The organism is Marinicella gelatinilytica (genome assembly GCF_026410405.1).
GTDB classification, from domain to species: Bacteria; Pseudomonadota; Gammaproteobacteria; order Xanthomonadales; family Marinicellaceae; genus Marinicella; species Marinicella gelatinilytica.
On the sequence record NZ_JAPMLN010000001.1, the window covers coordinates 249,767 to 265,736 of the forward strand.

Annotated in this window: 14 protein-coding genes; 11 read left to right on the plus strand and 3 right to left on the minus strand. The window is 43.3% G+C overall.

Features of this window, described 5'->3' with window-relative positions; all coding sequences use genetic code 11:
- The first annotated feature begins 22 nt into the window (after nt 1-22).
- From OS173_RS00960 to OS173_RS01010, 11 genes are all read left to right on the plus strand, one after another.
- Complete coding sequence (locus tag OS173_RS00960) at nt 23-316, plus strand: hypothetical protein (protein WP_267182403.1); 294 nt, start codon at nt 23-25, stop codon at nt 314-316.
- Complete coding sequence (locus OS173_RS00965; RefSeq protein WP_267182404.1) at nt 313-1,311, plus strand: aminoglycoside phosphotransferase family protein; 999 nt, start codon at nt 313-315, stop codon at nt 1,309-1,311. The genes OS173_RS00960 and OS173_RS00965 overlap by 4 nt, the downstream gene beginning before the upstream one ends.
- Nucleotides 1,312-1,319: 8 nt before the next feature.
- On the plus strand, nt 1,320-1,994 hold the full coding sequence (gene murU, locus OS173_RS00970; RefSeq protein ID WP_267182405.1) for an N-acetylmuramate alpha-1-phosphate uridylyltransferase MurU: 675 nt from the start codon (nt 1,320-1,322) through the stop codon (nt 1,992-1,994).
- Nucleotides 1,995-2,037: 43 nt separating this feature from the next.
- Complete coding sequence (locus tag OS173_RS00975) at nt 2,038-3,687, plus strand: Na+/H+ antiporter NhaC family protein (protein WP_267182406.1); 1,650 nt, start codon at nt 2,038-2,040, stop codon at nt 3,685-3,687.
- Complete coding sequence (locus OS173_RS00980) at nt 3,684-4,130, plus strand: NUDIX hydrolase (protein WP_267182407.1); 447 nt, start codon at nt 3,684-3,686, stop codon at nt 4,128-4,130. The genes OS173_RS00975 and OS173_RS00980 overlap by 4 nt, the downstream gene beginning before the upstream one ends.
- Nucleotides 4,131-4,143: 13 nt before the next feature.
- Nucleotides 4,144-5,259 carry a tRNA 2-thiouridine(34) synthase MnmA gene (mnmA, locus tag OS173_RS00985; protein WP_267182408.1) on the plus strand — a complete coding sequence of 372 codons (1,116 nt, stop codon included), beginning with the start codon at nt 4,144-4,146 and terminating at the stop codon, nt 5,257-5,259.
- The gene (hflD, locus tag OS173_RS00990; protein WP_267182409.1) at nt 5,256-5,864 is read left to right on the plus strand and encodes a high frequency lysogenization protein HflD; all 609 of its coding nucleotides are present in this window, start codon (nt 5,256-5,258) and stop codon (nt 5,862-5,864) included. The genes mnmA and hflD overlap by 4 nt, the downstream gene beginning before the upstream one ends.
- Nucleotides 5,865-6,000: 136 nt before the next feature.
- Entirely contained in the window at nt 6,001-8,664 is a 2,664-nt protein-coding gene (gene acnA / locus OS173_RS00995) for an aconitate hydratase AcnA (RefSeq protein ID WP_267182410.1), read from the plus strand.
- A gap of 83 nt (nt 8,665-8,747) precedes the next feature.
- Complete coding sequence (locus OS173_RS01000; protein WP_267182411.1) at nt 8,748-9,722, plus strand: DUF1207 domain-containing protein; 975 nt, start codon at nt 8,748-8,750, stop codon at nt 9,720-9,722.
- An 18-nt stretch (nt 9,723-9,740) separates the two neighbouring features.
- Nucleotides 9,741-10,637, plus strand: a complete 897-nt coding sequence (locus OS173_RS01005) for a GGDEF domain-containing protein (protein ID WP_267182412.1) — start codon at nt 9,741-9,743, stop codon at nt 10,635-10,637.
- 85 nt (nt 10,638-10,722) lie between these two features.
- A complete protein-coding gene (locus tag OS173_RS01010; protein WP_267182413.1) occupies nt 10,723-11,793 on the plus strand; it encodes a sensor domain-containing diguanylate cyclase in 1,071 nt (356 codons plus the stop codon).
- Between the two features lie 2 nt (nt 11,794-11,795).
- Here the strand turns inward: OS173_RS01010 and dapB are convergent, their stop codons facing one another.
- The 3 genes from dapB to dnaK form a co-directional block, all read right to left on the minus strand.
- On the minus strand, nt 11,796-12,569 hold the full coding sequence (gene dapB / locus OS173_RS01015; RefSeq protein ID WP_267182414.1) for a 4-hydroxy-tetrahydrodipicolinate reductase: 774 nt from the start codon (nt 12,567-12,569) through the stop codon (nt 11,796-11,798).
- The gene (dnaJ, locus tag OS173_RS01020) at nt 12,569-13,708 is read right to left on the minus strand and encodes a molecular chaperone DnaJ (RefSeq protein ID WP_267182415.1); all 1,140 of its coding nucleotides are present in this window, start codon (nt 13,706-13,708) and stop codon (nt 12,569-12,571) included. Before dnaJ ends, dapB begins: the two co-directional genes overlap by 1 nt.
- Nucleotides 13,709-13,802: 94 nt before the next feature.
- A complete protein-coding gene (dnaK, locus tag OS173_RS01025; protein WP_267182416.1) occupies nt 13,803-15,740 on the minus strand; it encodes a molecular chaperone DnaK in 1,938 nt (645 codons plus the stop codon).
- Nucleotides 15,741-15,970 lie beyond the last annotated feature (230 nt).

A 15,970-nucleotide genomic window follows, 5' to 3' on the forward strand; every position in this document is an offset into this window, starting at 1 on the left:
AATTAAGAATTGGGAGTAAAAAATGAACATTAAACAAGTGGGATTCATGTTGCTTTTATGCCTGATATTCACTGCTGCCACTGCAGAGGTGTTACTTATCGAGCGTACGCAACAGCAACCTAATCAACCTCTACCGAAACATGGACAAACCATGCAACAGGTGGAAGCGGAATTCGGCCAGCCAACCATGCGTCATGAAGCTGTTGGCGATCCACCCATCAGTCGTTGGGAATATGGTGATTATGTCGTCTATTTTGAGCATAACCTGGTGCTCAATAGTGTCATGAAAAGAACCAAAGACCTTAGCCAGCCTTGACTAACCGCACTAAATTCAATCGCCAAACAGAACGGCATCATTGGCTTGCCAATCATTTTGGTCATCGTAATTTTTCAATTGAACCGGCGTCAGCTGATGCCAGTTTTAGAAGTTACTTCCGGGTGAAATCCAATGAGAGAAGTTTTATTTTGATGGATGCCCCACCCGATCAGGAAGACTGTCGACCTTTTATCACAGTTCAGCAAATGTTGATCAGACATCATGTCCATGTACCTGAAATCTTTGCACAGGATATAGACAATGGTTTTTTGTTACTCAGTGATTTAGGTTCAACTTTGTATTTGGATGTGCTGAATGAGGACAATGCCAAATCTTTATACCAACAAGCCATTGACAGTTTACTGAGTTTGCAAACCACCCCGCAAACAACGCCCTTACCCAAGTATTCACAAGAGTTATTAACCACAGAAATGTGCTTGTTCGATGAGTGGTTTATAGCTGAGCACTTGGGTCATGAATTAAATGATAAACAACACCGAATTCTCAAAGAAACCAGACAATGGATATTGGGTTATGTTTTAGAACAACCGCAAGTAATGGTGCATCGTGATTACCATTCTCGTAATCTAATGGTTACGGAAGAGAACAATCCGGGAATAATTGATTTTCAGGATGCGGTTCATGGCCCTTTTAGTTACGATTTGGTGTCTCTATTGAAAGATTGTTACATCAGCTGGCCGCATGAATTGGTTACTGAGTTATGTGAATACTTTCTCAATCGGTACAACAAAATTCATCACAGCACCATAAGCCTATCTGAATTTATGAATTGGTTTCATCTGACCACAGCACAAAGGCATTTAAAAACCATTGGGATCTTTTGTCGGTTGAATTATCGCGATGGTAAAAAAAATTACCTCAATGATATTCCAAGAACTTTACATTATTTAAAACATGTGACCGAAATGTATCCTGAATTGTATGAATTTAATCAATTGCTCGAACAGCTGCAACCCAAAATCAAAGTTCAATAAAGCAACGCATGAAAGCTTTTATTTTAGCGGCCGGTCGTGGTCAGCGGCTTAAACCCATTACCGATGAGATTCCAAAACCATTGGTTGAGGTGCAGGGAAAACCATTACTTTTGCATCATTTACTGGCACTGAAAAAAGCCGGCTTTCGTGACATTGTGATTAATGTTTCGTGGCTGGGTGAGCACATCATAGATTTTCTTCACAGCGAAACACCTACGGGTCTTAAAATCAGCATTTCTGATGAGCGTCAGCAGGCTTTGGAAACCGGCGGCGGCATGCTGAAAGCGCTCAAACTATTGGGTGATAAGCCGTTTTTAAGTATTAACGCCGATGTTTTTACCGATTTTGATTACCGTCAGTTCATTACGTTTGCATTAAACAATGACCTGCTTCACGTTGTCTTGGTACCCAATCCAGAGCACAATACAGCGGGTGATTTTAGCTTAAATAAAAACAGATTGGTAAGTCCAGGTTCGATGCACGATAGTTTCACCTATAGTGGCATCGGTATCTACAACCCTGCTCTTTTTAAACCTGTGCGCAATCGTCTTAATCAAGCCTTCAGACTGAAGCCTTTAATCCAGCAAGCCATCCGCCAGCAACTGGCCGGTGGTCAGATTTATCATGGACAATGGACGGATGTGGGCACCACCGAGCGTTTGGCTGAATTAAATCAGCGATGATGCTAAAATTCGCCATTTCTATGATAAAAAAGGGAAAACCTACATGCCTTCCATCCGATTCATAACAGGCCTAATCGCCCTGTTTTTTGTGACTGTTTTACAGGCACAGGAAACAGAAACCACCATTATCTATGCTGCCACATGGCTGTCCGTGGTGCCGCCATTATTGGCGATTGCCGTGGCTTTATTGTTCAGGCAGGTGATACCGGCGTTGTTTGTCGGTCTGATGTTTGGGGTTTGGCTCATCGGTAACTTTTCTTGGCAGTCACTATGGACATCGCCCTTAGTGGTTGTTGAAGAATACACGGTGGCGGCCTTAGCCGATACTGACCATGCATCTGTAATTATCTTTTCGCTATTGATTGGTGGTTTGGTGGGTATCAGTTCACGCAATGGCGGTATGGTGGGTGTGGTTAATCTGATTGTTAACTGGGCGAATACCGTGAAACGCGCCTCATTGGCTACCATTGCCATGGGTTTAAGTATTTTCTTTGATGATTATGCCAACTCTTTGGTGGTGGGTAATACCATGCGACCGGTTACCGATAAAATGAAGATTTCTCGGGAAAAGCTGGCTTATCTGGTGGATTCCACGGCAGCACCAATTGCCAGTATTGCCTTTATCACCACCTGGGTTGGTTTTGAGGTGGGATTAATCGATGAGGCCTTGAAATCCATTGGTCATACCGGTGATGGTGCTTACATTATGTTTTTACAATCCATACCGTATAGTTTTTATCCGATATTTGCCATCGGCTTAACCCTATTAATTGCTGCCACCGGCCGTGATTTTGGCCCCATGCTAAGTGCAGAGCAGCGGGCTCGTGATGGTTTTATCAACACCACTGAAGGGATTGGTCTGGCTGATGATGACATTCAGCCGATTGAAGGTAAGCCGCACCGTGCCATTAATGCATTAATTCCTTTTGGGGTTTTGATTATAGTGGTTTTAGGTGGTTTGTATGTCACCGGTGTCGATAGCAACATAGAAAATCAAAGCCTGAAAGACATCATTGGTAATTCCAATGCCTTTAAAGCCATGCTCTGGGCCAGTATCGCTGCCACTTTAGTGGCCGTCGGTATGAGTGTTAGTCAACGAATTTTAACTTTGGACGACACCGTAGAAGCCTGGTATGAGGGCATGAAGCCGATGCTACAGGCGATTGTGATTTTGGTTCTGGCCTGGTCATTGGCAGCCATCACTGAACAATTACAAACCAGCATGTATATCTCGTCTTTATTGCAAGACAGCTTGAGTTATTACTGGTTACCGGTTTTGACCTATATATTAGCCGCCCTCACCGCTTTTGCCACTGGTTCAAGTTGGGGAACGATGGGGATTTTGATTCCCTTAATTATCCCCATTACCTGGAATGTGATGGGTGCCCAAGGGGTATTGGATACCGAATATTTACACATCATTCACATCACCATTGCCAGCGTTCTGGCCGGTGCTGTATGGGGTGACCACTGCTCGCCGATATCTGACACCACCATTCTATCTTCCATGGCTTCCGGCTGTGATCATATCGAGCACGTACGCACCCAAATCCCGTATGCCACTTATGCCGGTGGCTTTGCTATTTTAATTGGCATTATTCCTGCCAGCTTTGGTTTATCACCCTGGATAGCCCTGGCAGTAGGCTTAGTGGGCATGTTTATCGGATTGCGTTGGCTGGGTACGAAAGTATGAGAACCTGGTTACCCCGCGTTACCGTGGCCACCATTGTAGAACGTGATGGCCTCTTTTTAATGGTCGAAGAAGACGTACACGGTGAACTCAAACTAAATCAACCGGCCGGACATTTAGAAGCCGATGAAACACTGATTGAAGCCGCTGCCCGTGAAACACTAGAAGAAACCGCCTGGCAAGTTGAAATCGATTATCTGGTTGAATTTTCTCAATGGACCAGTGAATCAGGAAACCATTATTTACGGGCTTGTTTTGCCGGTACTGCTCTTGAATTAATACCCGATCAAACTCTGGATGACGGTATTCTTCGTGCCGTTTGGTTGAGCCGCGATGAGGTGGCGGCTCGTCAAGAACAATTACGTTCCCCTCTTGTGTTGCACCATATTGACCACTATATCAATGGCAAGCAAACACCCTTAGAAATTTTTAGTTATTACGACTAAGTAAGTTAATTTTATGGCCGAAAAAATTATTGTGGGCATGTCCGGTGGTGTCGATTCCTCGGTCAGTGCTGCACTTCTAAAACAACAATACCCTGGTAATGTCGCCGGTATGTTTATGAAAAACTGGGAAGAAGACGATACCGATGAAATCTGCACGGCTGACGAGGATGTTAAAGATGCGCAAGCTGTTTGTGATCGCTTAGGTATCAAATTGCACCGCCGTAATTTTTCGTCTGAATACTGGGACTATGTTTTCAGTGAGTTTTTAGCCGAATATCAAAAAGGCCGCACCCCAAATCCGGATATTTTATGTAACCGTGAAATTAAATTTAAAACCTTTCTCGACCATGCCGATGATTTAGGCGCTGAATTTATTGCCACCGGTCATTATGTGCGTAAAGATGAGCGAAATGGGCAGTATCAATTGCTGAAAGGTGTGGATAACAACAAAGACCAAAGCTATTTTTTGTACGCCATTCAACAGCACCAACTGGCGCGTAGTTTATTTCCTGTGGGCGAACTGGACAAGTCAGAGGTACGTGATAAAGCCGCAGAACTGGGTTTGTCGGTACATGACAAAAAAGACTCCACCGGTATTTGTTTTATTGGTGAAAAACGTTTTCAAACTTTTTTAAGTCAATATTTGAAACCCAATCCGGGTGACATCGTAAGCCCTGAAGGGACGGTTGTGGGTCAACACAATGGTCTGATGTATTACACCATCGGTCAACGTCAGGGACTTGGAATTGGTGGCGTTAAAGATGCCCTGCCGGAGCCTTGGTTCGTGATTGCCAAAAACCATAAGAACAACCAGTTGATTGTGGGTCAAAGCAACCATGAATCATTATTGATGGGGCAGCGACTCTCTGCGGATCAAATTAATTGGATCAGTGGTCAGGCACCTGATTTCCCCCTAAGCTGTCACGCTAAAATACGTTATCGACAATCGGACCAAGCCTGCACTGTAAAGATTGGTGATAAGGGACAATTAATGGTTGATTTTGAACAACCCCAACGCGCCATCACGCCGGGGCAATCCATTGTTTTTTACGATAAGGATGTTTGTTTAGGGGGTGCTGTGATAGAAGATTCGGATTTATTGACCTCAACCTGTGAGTTAAAACCATGAGAGACCAAACCATTGCCTTAGCCGGCGTTTATCAAGCCGCCGCTTTTGCCCATGAATTGGCCCAATCCGGTGCGGTGAGTCGACGTGACTGTTTTGCCGGTAGTATTGAAAGTTTATTTGCGGTTAATCCGGATTCGACCATGGCCGTATTTGATCATGATATGAACCGCATATCACTGGGTTTAAGCACCTTAATTAAATCGTTTAATAAAGACAAAGCCTATTTGAACATCATTAAATATGTTCTGACACTGTTAAATCTGCAATCAAAATTTATCACGCATGATGCCATGGTGAAACAAGTTCAGCACGGTATTCAACAAGCCAGTCATATCGGCTCTTTTGATGAGCATGAAAAGGCCGTGATAGAAATATTAGCTGCCACCTATTCTAAAACCATTAGCCAACTTCAACCACGTGTGGTCATAGCAGGCCAACCTTTTCACTTAAAAAATAATGAAGTCACCATGCAAATAAGGGCTGTTTTATTGGCGGGCATTCGCTCTGCTGTATTATGGAAACAGGTTGGCGGTAGTCACTTACAATTGCTATTCAAACGTAAAGCCTACATTCAAGAAGCGGAACAGTTACTTAAACAGCGATAAAAGCCTATTTGAATATCCTATACGCAGTAACTGGTGCTGTCTTTTTACATTAAAAAATGCGATAATACCGCGCTTTTTAATGGCCACCCTCTGATGTGGCCGATTCACTAATTCACTGAAGCAGGGGTTCAATAAAATGAGCGATACACTTAAAACAGCCATGCATTTGGCCGTTAACAATAAAAATTACCGTTACTACAGCTTAGCTAAACTTAACGAGCACTATGACATTAATAAATTGCCGTTTAGTTTAAAGATTTTATTAGAAAACCTGTTACGCAATGAAAACGGTGTGGATGTCACTGCTGACGATATTAAAGCCCTGTGTCAATGGGATCCGCAAGCCAAACCAACCACAGAAATTGCCTTTACACCATCGCGGGTGGTTCTACAAGATTTTACCGGGGTACCGGCTGTCGTTGATTTAGCCGCCATGCGCGATGCCATGAAAAAATTAGGCGGTGATGTGCAAAAGATCAATCCATTGTCACCGGCTGAACTTGTGATTGACCATTCAGTCCAAGTGGATAAATATGGCACGGCCAATGCCGCTGACTTAAATACACAAATAGAGTTTGAACGTAATAAAGAGCGTTACGGATTTTTAAAATGGGGTCAAACAGCCTTTGATTCCTTTAAAGTGGTGCCTCCGGGCATGGGTATCGTTCATCAGGTTAATTTAGAATATCTGGCGCGTGTGGTTTTTGGCGCGCAACAAAATGGCGAACTCACGGCTTATCCTGACACTGTGGTTGGCACTGATTCTCATACCACCATGATTAATGGATTGGGTGTTCTGGGTTGGGGTGTCGGTGGTATTGAGGCCGAAGCGGCCATGCTGGGGCAAGCCATTTCTATGCTGATTCCACAAGTGGTTGGCTTTAAACTGACCGGCCGCTTGCCTGAAGGTGCCACCGCCACTGATTTAGTGTTAACTGTTGTAGAAATGTTACGTGAGCACGGTGTTGTTGGTAAGTTTGTTGAGTTTTTTGGCTCCGGCTTACAGTATCTCCCCTTAGCTGACCGTGCCACTTTAGCCAATATGGCGCCTGAGTACGGTGCCACTTGCGGTATGTTCCCGGTTGATGAAGAAACATTACGTTACTTGCGTCTTTCAGGCCGTACAGAAGAACAGGTTAAACTGGTCGAAGAATACTGTAAAGCACAAGGCATGTTCCATGATGCCAACAGCCCGGATGCAAACTACACAGCCACCTTAGAATTGGATATGAGCACCGTGGTACCCAGTATCTCAGGTCCGAAACGTCCACAAGACCGCATTGTTTTAACCGAAGCCAAAGAGAAGTTCCAAAATTTATTCAATGCCTTTGAAAATGGCCGTGACAAGAAATCAATCCCGGTCAAGGCCGAACGCGGTGACTATCAGTTCTCTGATGGTGACATTGCGGTGGCCGCCATTACATCCTGTACCAACACCTCTAATCCTGCAGTTATGTTAGGCGCCGGATTACTCGCCCGCAATGCGGTTGCTAAAGGTTTGACCGTTAAACCATGGGTAAAAACGTCTTTAGCCCCCGGCTCAAAAGTGGTTACCCATTATTTAAAAGCCGCTGACGTTCTTGATGATTTAGATGCCTTGGGCTTTAATGTGGTTGGTTTTGGTTGTACCACTTGTATCGGTAATTCGGGCCCCTTGGATCCGGCCTTGTCAAAAACCATCAATGAAAACGACTTGATTGCCACCTCTATTTTGTCAGGAAACCGTAACTTTGAGGGACGGATTCATCCCGATGTGCAGATGAACTTTTTGGCTTCTCCGCCCTTGGTGGTCGCTTATGCCATTGCCGGTACCATGGACACTGATATTCAGAAAGACCCACTGGGACAAGATCAGGACGGCAATGATGTGTTCTTAAAAGACATTTGGCCCAGTAATCATGAAATCGCTGACACCATTTCTGAGCATGTCTCAAATGACATGTTTGCCAAAGGCTATGAAGATGTGTTTGCAGGTGATGATAACTGGAAAAATGTTAAAACTGTGGAATCACAATTATTCAACTGGCAAGATGACTCCACTTATATCAAAAACCCACCCTACTTTGATGGCATGACTTTGGAGGTGGGTGAAATCCGTGACATTACAGGCGCCCGTGTGTTAGCCAAATTAGGAGATTCCGTGACCACGGACCATATTTCACCAGCCGGTTCAATTGCCGAGGATTCACCGGCCGGAGAATACTTAAAAGCCAAAGGTGTGCCCAAGCATGAATTTAACTCTTATGGTTCCAGACGAGGTAACCATGAAGTCATGATGCGTGGTACTTTTGCCAATATTCGTCTGCGCAACCAATTGGCACCGGGTACTGAAGGCGGTTGGACCCGATTCCAACCAAGTGATGAGCCAATGACCATCTTTGATGCCTCCATGAAATACCAGGCTGATAATGTGCCGTTATTAATCATTGCCGGTACTGAATATGGCACCGGCTCTTCCCGTGACTGGGCCGCTAAGGGCACGAACCTTTTGGGTGTTAAAGCGGTCTTAGTACAAAGCTATGAGCGCATTCACCGCTCTAACCTGGTCGGTATGGGCGTGGTGCCACTACAATTTAAAGATGGTGAAAGTGCTGATACCTACAGTTTAACCGGCAGAGAAACCTATGACATCACCGGTTTAGACAACGGCAACAGTAAAACCGCACAAATCACAGCACACCGCGCTGATGGCAGTACAGTTTCTTTTGAGGTGGATGTTCGCATTGATACCCCGAAAGAAGTTGAATATTGTCGCCACGGCGGTATTTTGCACTATGTGCTGAGAAATTTAGCGGGATAACCCAAACAACCCACCGGATAAGTCTATCCGGTGGGTTTTACATAGAGCCAAATCCGATGCATTTAAAATTAATACTTATACTTTTGATAGCCTGGACCAGCGTTCAATCAGAAACAACAAATGAGACCCTGTTAGAGGCTTTACAAAATTGTCAACACATTGAAAGTGATTATGGTCGCTTGGTTTGCTATGACAATTTAAGTAAAGCGCAACAAGAAAGTGCCACGGCTCAATCTTCTCAAGCTGCCATTAACGAAGATGTTTCAACAAAGCAAACTGCTGCCATTGAGAACAATCGCACAGTCACCAAACAATTGCCTGTGTTAGTGGCTGATCTTGATGAAGCGGGTTTTAAATACAGTGTCGGTCGCATGGATTTATTGGGCCATGAGTTTGATGCCATGTTGGTTAGTTTAGGTCACCGAGTTAATGTGGCAGATTTTTCATTATCGAATCAACCTGATATATTCTTTAATGTCTTCGCTCAAATTCGATCTCAATTTGATGTGGAAGAACTCAGTACCCGCAATAATCGCGGTGGCGCGTTGATTAATACAGATTTTACAGTCGGTGGTGAGCTGGTACAGATTCGACCTGATTGGCAATGGCGACTGTCGTATCGTCATCGCAGCACTCATTTGGGCGATGAGTTTTTAATCGAAAACCAGGAATATCTCGACAAACGGCTCAACCTGTCTTACGAAACCCTGAAATTTCTGGCTTTTAAATCCCTGGGACAATGGGATATTTACGGTGGTGGCGGCTTTATTACCCGCATGGAACCCAGTGGCTTACATCAATTCCAGTGGCAGGCCGGTGGCCAGTATAAAGTCAGTGGCTTTCCTGATTTTACGCCTGTATTAGGCATGGACTTAGCTGCCTGGGCAGAAGCGGATCGCAACCTGAATGTTACCTTACGTGCGGGTATAGAAATCAATAAATGGTTCAACCGGCCCGTGAATATTTTCCTGGAATATCAGGAAGGCCATTCTCCTTATGGTCAATTTTTTACCGAAGATTTCAATTATTTTGGTTTAAGCGTCTATAATCACTGGTAATTTCTCTTAGAAAATACCATGACCATTGATAACCAGGCCCCTCGGTTAAAAACTTATCTGCTGTTCAATAAGTTTCTTAAGTTTAAAAAATTAAAGTATAAATTATTCACACTGGCATTTTTAGCCACGCATGTGCCGTTAATTTCCTATATCGCTTATATTTTCCTGTCAAAACAGCACAATTGGTCAATAGCAGAGTTGCTTCTGATATTACTGGCAACGCTGGCGGGTACCGCCTTTGTTTTATGGTCGATTCATCATTTATTAAAACCATTGAATTACAGCGTGCAAGCACTTGACCATTATCTTGAAGACTCAACCATCATACCCTTACCCCATCATATTAATGACGAAATGGGCCAGCTGATGCGCAGTATTGAATACACTTTACACTCGTTAGACCGTCGCTATAAAGACCTTGAAACTGTATCATCCTATGATTTTTTAACCGATTTACATAATCGACGATCTGCCAAAGCAAAACTAAAAAATGACTTGGTTGTGAATGATAATCAACCATTGTGCCCATTTATTATTATGATAGATTTAGATCGCTTTAAAGCCATCAATGACAGTCATGGGCATTTTGCCGGTGATGTTGTTTTGAAAGATCTGGCAAAAGAAATTAAAAACAGTTTTATGACAGCGGATGATTGGGCGGCACGTTGGGGCGGTGATGAGTTTTTGCTGATATTGCATGGCAATGAGTTATCTGTGAATGATCAGCTTCACATATTACGAAAAAATATTTCCAATAAACAATTATCTTTTGAAAATCACCAGTTAACTTATACCATCAGTATTGGTATGTGTGCTTATACAGGTCAACAATCCATCCATGAAACCATCAAACTAGCAGATAGCGCTCTCTTGATGGCAAAAAATAAAGGTAAAAATCAAATTCAGCGGGCTTAATAGATGAAAACCTGTTAAATACTAAATAACACAAGCCCAAATAATTTCTATATAATACCTCTCTAATTTCGCCAAAAAGTAATGAATGAGGCAGTCTTTTAAAACTCACGATAAACAAACCAAGCATTTAAGCAATTTAAATCGCTTACCGAAAGCTGTTTATCCAATGCGAATATTGGGCATGGGCATGGCGGCCATTGCCATTGGCAGCGTTTTTATTGAATTACAGGTCAATATGGCCACTTGGAGTTGGTTAGTTCTGAGTTGCATTCTCTGGCCTCATATCGCTTTTGCCATGACTCAATTAACCGGTCAGCCTTATAAAACCGAAAAAATTAACTTATTAATTGATTCTTTTATTGCCGGATCGTTTGTACCTTTAATGGCTTTTAACTTATTGCCTTCAGTTCTTTTGATTTTGCTTAATGTTACAGATAAGGTTAATACCGCCATTAAGGGCATATGGATTAAAGCGCTTGTTGTCTCGTTTCTGTCCATTTTATTGATTGCTTTAATGATTGATGTACCATGGCAGACAAAAACCAGTTACTTTGTTATTTTGGGCTGCTTACCGTTAATTATTATTCATTTTACGATAATCAGTTTCACCGCTCACCGCTTAATTCATAAAGTCCAAACCCAAAATCGCTTGTTAAATAAACTGAGTCAACAAGATGATTTAACAGAACTTTATAATCGACGAACCTGGCAACATAAAACCCAGCGTATTTTGGATCAACATAACGCAAACAGAGACGGCCCGTTAACACTCATGTTAATCGATGTTGATCAATTTAAAACCATCAATGATGATTATGGTCATGCCGTTGGTGACGATATTTTAGTCACCGTTGCGCAAACCATTAAAGCATGCTGCAAAGACAACGCCATCATCGGTCGCTTGGGTGGTGATGAATTTATTGTGGTATTACCTGAGGGCGAGGAAAACGCCAAAGTAGTTGCTCAATCCATTAATCAGCAAATCAACAATATTAAAACCCAGTCCCCTGATTTGCGTTGTTCAGTGAGCATTGGATTGGCCACCATTACCACCACCACTCAGGATATCCGTTCCTGGTTTGAAGCGGCAGATAAAGCGCTTTATGAAGCCAAAGATTTAGGTCGAAACACCTTAGTTGGTAAGCAAATTCACTGACGTTAAGCCAATAAAATGGCATTTAAATCGTATAGCCCTCTACCCTGTTGAACTAACCACTGCGCGGCTTTTACAGCACCCTCAGCAAATAAATCACCGCTTTTAGCAATATGGGTTACAGTGATGTTCTCGTGGGGAAATTGACATTCGATTTGATGGGTTCCGGGCACCTCTGCTTGACGCACAGAGTTGATACGAACTTCACCTATATTGAAGGCATGTTGGTCAAGAATTTTGAGCTGTTGTTGGTCGGTCAAACTTTGTGCCAAAGAAATGGCTGTGCCTGAAGGCGCGTCTTTTTTATGTTGATGATGGGTTTCAGTAATATAGTATTCAGCTTTTTGATTTTTTTGTTTGAAAACCTGTAGTAAATTCTTGATTATCTGCATATTTAACGAAAAATTTGCAGCCCATAACACGGGAATAAAGTGCCCTGCTTGGCTGATGCGATCAAATTGTGCTTGGCTAAGGCCGGTGGTACCACTCACCAAGGCTGTTTCACTGAGTACACAGTAATCGACAACCGCATTAAATCCTTGTGGCTGACTGAAGTCAATGACCACATCTGCCTCAAGTCCATCAAAAACACTGACAATGGGCGCCGTGTCGCTTTGGTTTTGGGTTATCACTGATATGGGTTTACCCACATGCTTATTATCATGGGAGGTGACACCGGCAACCACTGTTATATGGTTAATTTGATGCAATGCTTTAATAATCCGCTGCCCCATTCTGCCGGTTACACCAGATATAATAACGCGACATGAATCTGTCATTAGCTTGTGACCTTATCTAAAAATGATTTAACGTTATCAAACCATCCTTTACGTCTTGGGTTGTTTTTATCACCGCCTTTTTTAAGGCTTTCATCAAAACTTTTTAAAATGTCTTTTTGTTCATGATTTAAGTTAACCGGCGTTTCCACATGAACTTTACAAAATAAATCACCTTGACTGTGAGATCGTACCGATTGTACCCCTTTACCACGTACTCTAAACTGTTTACCGGACTGTGTTTCAGGCGGAACTTTTAATTTAACAGCGCCGGACAAAGTCGGCACATTCAACTCACCACCTAAGCAAGCCGTGGCAAAATCCACCGGAATTTCACACAATAAGTCATCGCCTTTACGGGTAAATATATCATGAGGTTTGACCCGAATATCCACATATAAATCTCCGGCTGGGCCACCTTGTGGTCCGGCTTCACCTTTCCCTGTTAGACGAATACGATCGCCTTCGTCGACACCGGCTGGAATATTAACCTTTAACTGACTATTTTCTTGGCGACGGCCTTGGCCACCACAGTGACCACAGGGGTTACTGATGGTACTGCCTTGACCGCGACAATCGGGACAAGTTTGTTGCACTGAAAACATACCTTGTTGCATGCGTACTTGACCAATACCGCCACAAGTTTGACAGGTACTTTTCTCACCATCTTTGGAACCGCTGCCATGACATGGTTTACAAGTTGCCATGGTGGGCAAGGTGATTTCTTTTTCTAAGCCGTTAATGGCTTCTTCTAACTCAATGCTCAGTTCCACTTGCATATCATGACCGCGTTGCGGACCGGCAGAGCGAGCACCACGACGGCCTCCGCCAAAGATATCGCTGAAAATATCACCAAAAATATCACCAACATCACCTTGAAAACCGCCACCAAAACCACCGTGGCCACCGCCGTTTTGGCCGGATACGGCATCAAAACCATATTGGTCATACATTTGTCGCTTGCGTTCGTCTTTCAGAATTTCATAAGCCATTTTAGCTTCTTTAAATTTTTCTTGTGCATCGGCATCATCACCAGCCCGATCAGGGTGGTGCTTCATGGCTAAACGGCGATACGCCTTTTTAATGTCTGCTTGGCTGGCCGATTTATTGACGCCTAAAATTTTGTATAAATCTTTACTCATGTGAATTGACTACTTGCTTGTTTATGTAATTCATGGAAAAAGCCGGCATGCGCTTTTAATCATGCCGGCTTTTCGTTATTAACTGAAATGGCTATCAGCTTTTCTTATCGTCATCAACTTCTTCGAACTCAGCGTCGACAACATCGTCATCTCCACTGCTTTCAGCTTGTTGATTATCTGCGCCAGCGCCAGCGGCTGCAGCCTGTTCGCCTTGAGCAGCTTGAGCAGCCTTTTGCATGACCGGTTGCAATGCAGCTTGTAGCGCTTCATTGGCAGAATCAATGGCCGCTTTATCGTCTTCTTTCATCGCCTTTTCAGTGGTTTCAATGGCCGATTCAATACTGGATTTTTCTCCATCATCGATGATGGCTTTGTGCTCTTCCAGTGTTTCTTTGGCTGAATGAATCATGGCATCAGCGGTGTTACGCGCTTGCACAGTTTCATGAAATTGCTTGTCTTTTTCCGCATTCATCTCAGCGTCTTTAATCATTTGATCAATTTCTTCATCAGACAACCCGGATCCGGCTTTGATTTCAATGCGTTGCTCTTTACCCGTGGCTTTGTCTTTCGCCGATACATGAATAATTCCGTTGGCATCAATATCAAAGGTCACTTCGATTTGTGGCATACCGCGTTTAGCCGGCGCTATGCCTTCTAGGTTAAATTGACCCAGTGATTTATTGGCACTGGCCACTTCACGTTCACCTTGCAAAACATGAACAGTCACGGCTGATTGATTGTCTTCAGCTGTTGAGAACACCTGTGATGCTTTGGTTGGTACGGTGGTGTTTTTCTCAATCAACTTGGTCATCACACCGCCCAGAGTTTCAATACCCAAAGACAAGGGTGTCACATCCAATAACAAGACATCTTTAACATCACCCGACAACACCCCACCTTGAACAGCGGCACCCATGGCCACTGCTTCGTCCGGGTTCACATCTTTACGTGGTTTTTTACCGAAAGTCTCTTCAACAATGGCTTGTACTGCCGGCATCCGTGTTTGACCACCGACTAAAATAACATCGGCAATTTCATTTAAAGAAACCCCGGCATCTTTAATGGCTGTTTCACAAGGACCCACGGTTCTTTTCACTAAATCACCCACTAAAGACTCTAATTTTGAACGGGTAATTTTGATGTTCAAATGTTTAGGACCGGAGGCATCTGCCGTAATATACGGCAAGTTGACTTCAGTTTGGTCTAAGGTTGATAGTTCAATCTTGGCTTTTTCAGCGGCTTCTTTTAAGCGTTGTAAGGCTAGTGGATCATTGTGCAAATTGACACCCTGGTCTTTTTTAAATTCTTCAACCAAATAATCCATCAAGCGATTATCAAAGTCTTCACCACCTAAAAAGGTGTCACCGTTGGTGGCCAATACTTCAAATTGTTGCTCGCCATCAATATCAGCAATCTCAATGATTGAGACGTCAAAGGTACCACCACCTAAGTCATAAACAGCAATTGTTCGATCACCACCTTTCTTGTCCATACCGTAGGCTAAAGCCGCTGCAGTTGGTTCATTGATAATACGTTTGACTTCTAAACCGGCAATGCGACCGGCATCTTTGGTGGCTTGACGCTGTGAGTCGTTAAAGTATGCCGGTACTGTAATTACAGCGGCGTCAACTTTTTCACCTAAATAGTCTTCAGCAGTGGCTTTCATTTTTTCTAAAATTCGCGCTGAAACTTCTTGCGGTGCCATTTTTTTGCCGCGTACTTCAACCCAAGCATCTCCATTATCCGCACCAATAATTTTGTAAGGTACGATGTCCTGGTCTTTTTTTACGACATCTTCATTAAATTTACGACCAATCAGTCGTTTAATGGCGAATAAAGTGTTTTCAGGATTGGTGACCGCTTGACGTTTCGCCGATTGGCCCACTAAGGTTTTACCCTCTTCGGTAAAAGCAACAATCGACGGGGTGGTTCGATCGCCTTCTGCATTTTCAATCACCTTGATGTCTTTACCTTCCATCACGGCAACACAGGAATTGGTGGTTCCTAAATCTATACCTATAACTTTTGACATGTTAAATATCCTCTGAATTTTATATTTTAAACTGGTTACTATCTATGGACTTGTTGACATAATTCAAGCGAAAGCTGCGAAGCAGATTGAGTCGCCAAGCCGGTTGGTGAGCGAAGCGAATCAGAGGCGCACGGCGCAACATCAAAATTATGTTCGCAGTGGCCGCTTTCACTTTTGACATATCAATCATTAGCAAACACAAAAGTGAATGAAGTCCCAAGAACATTCCT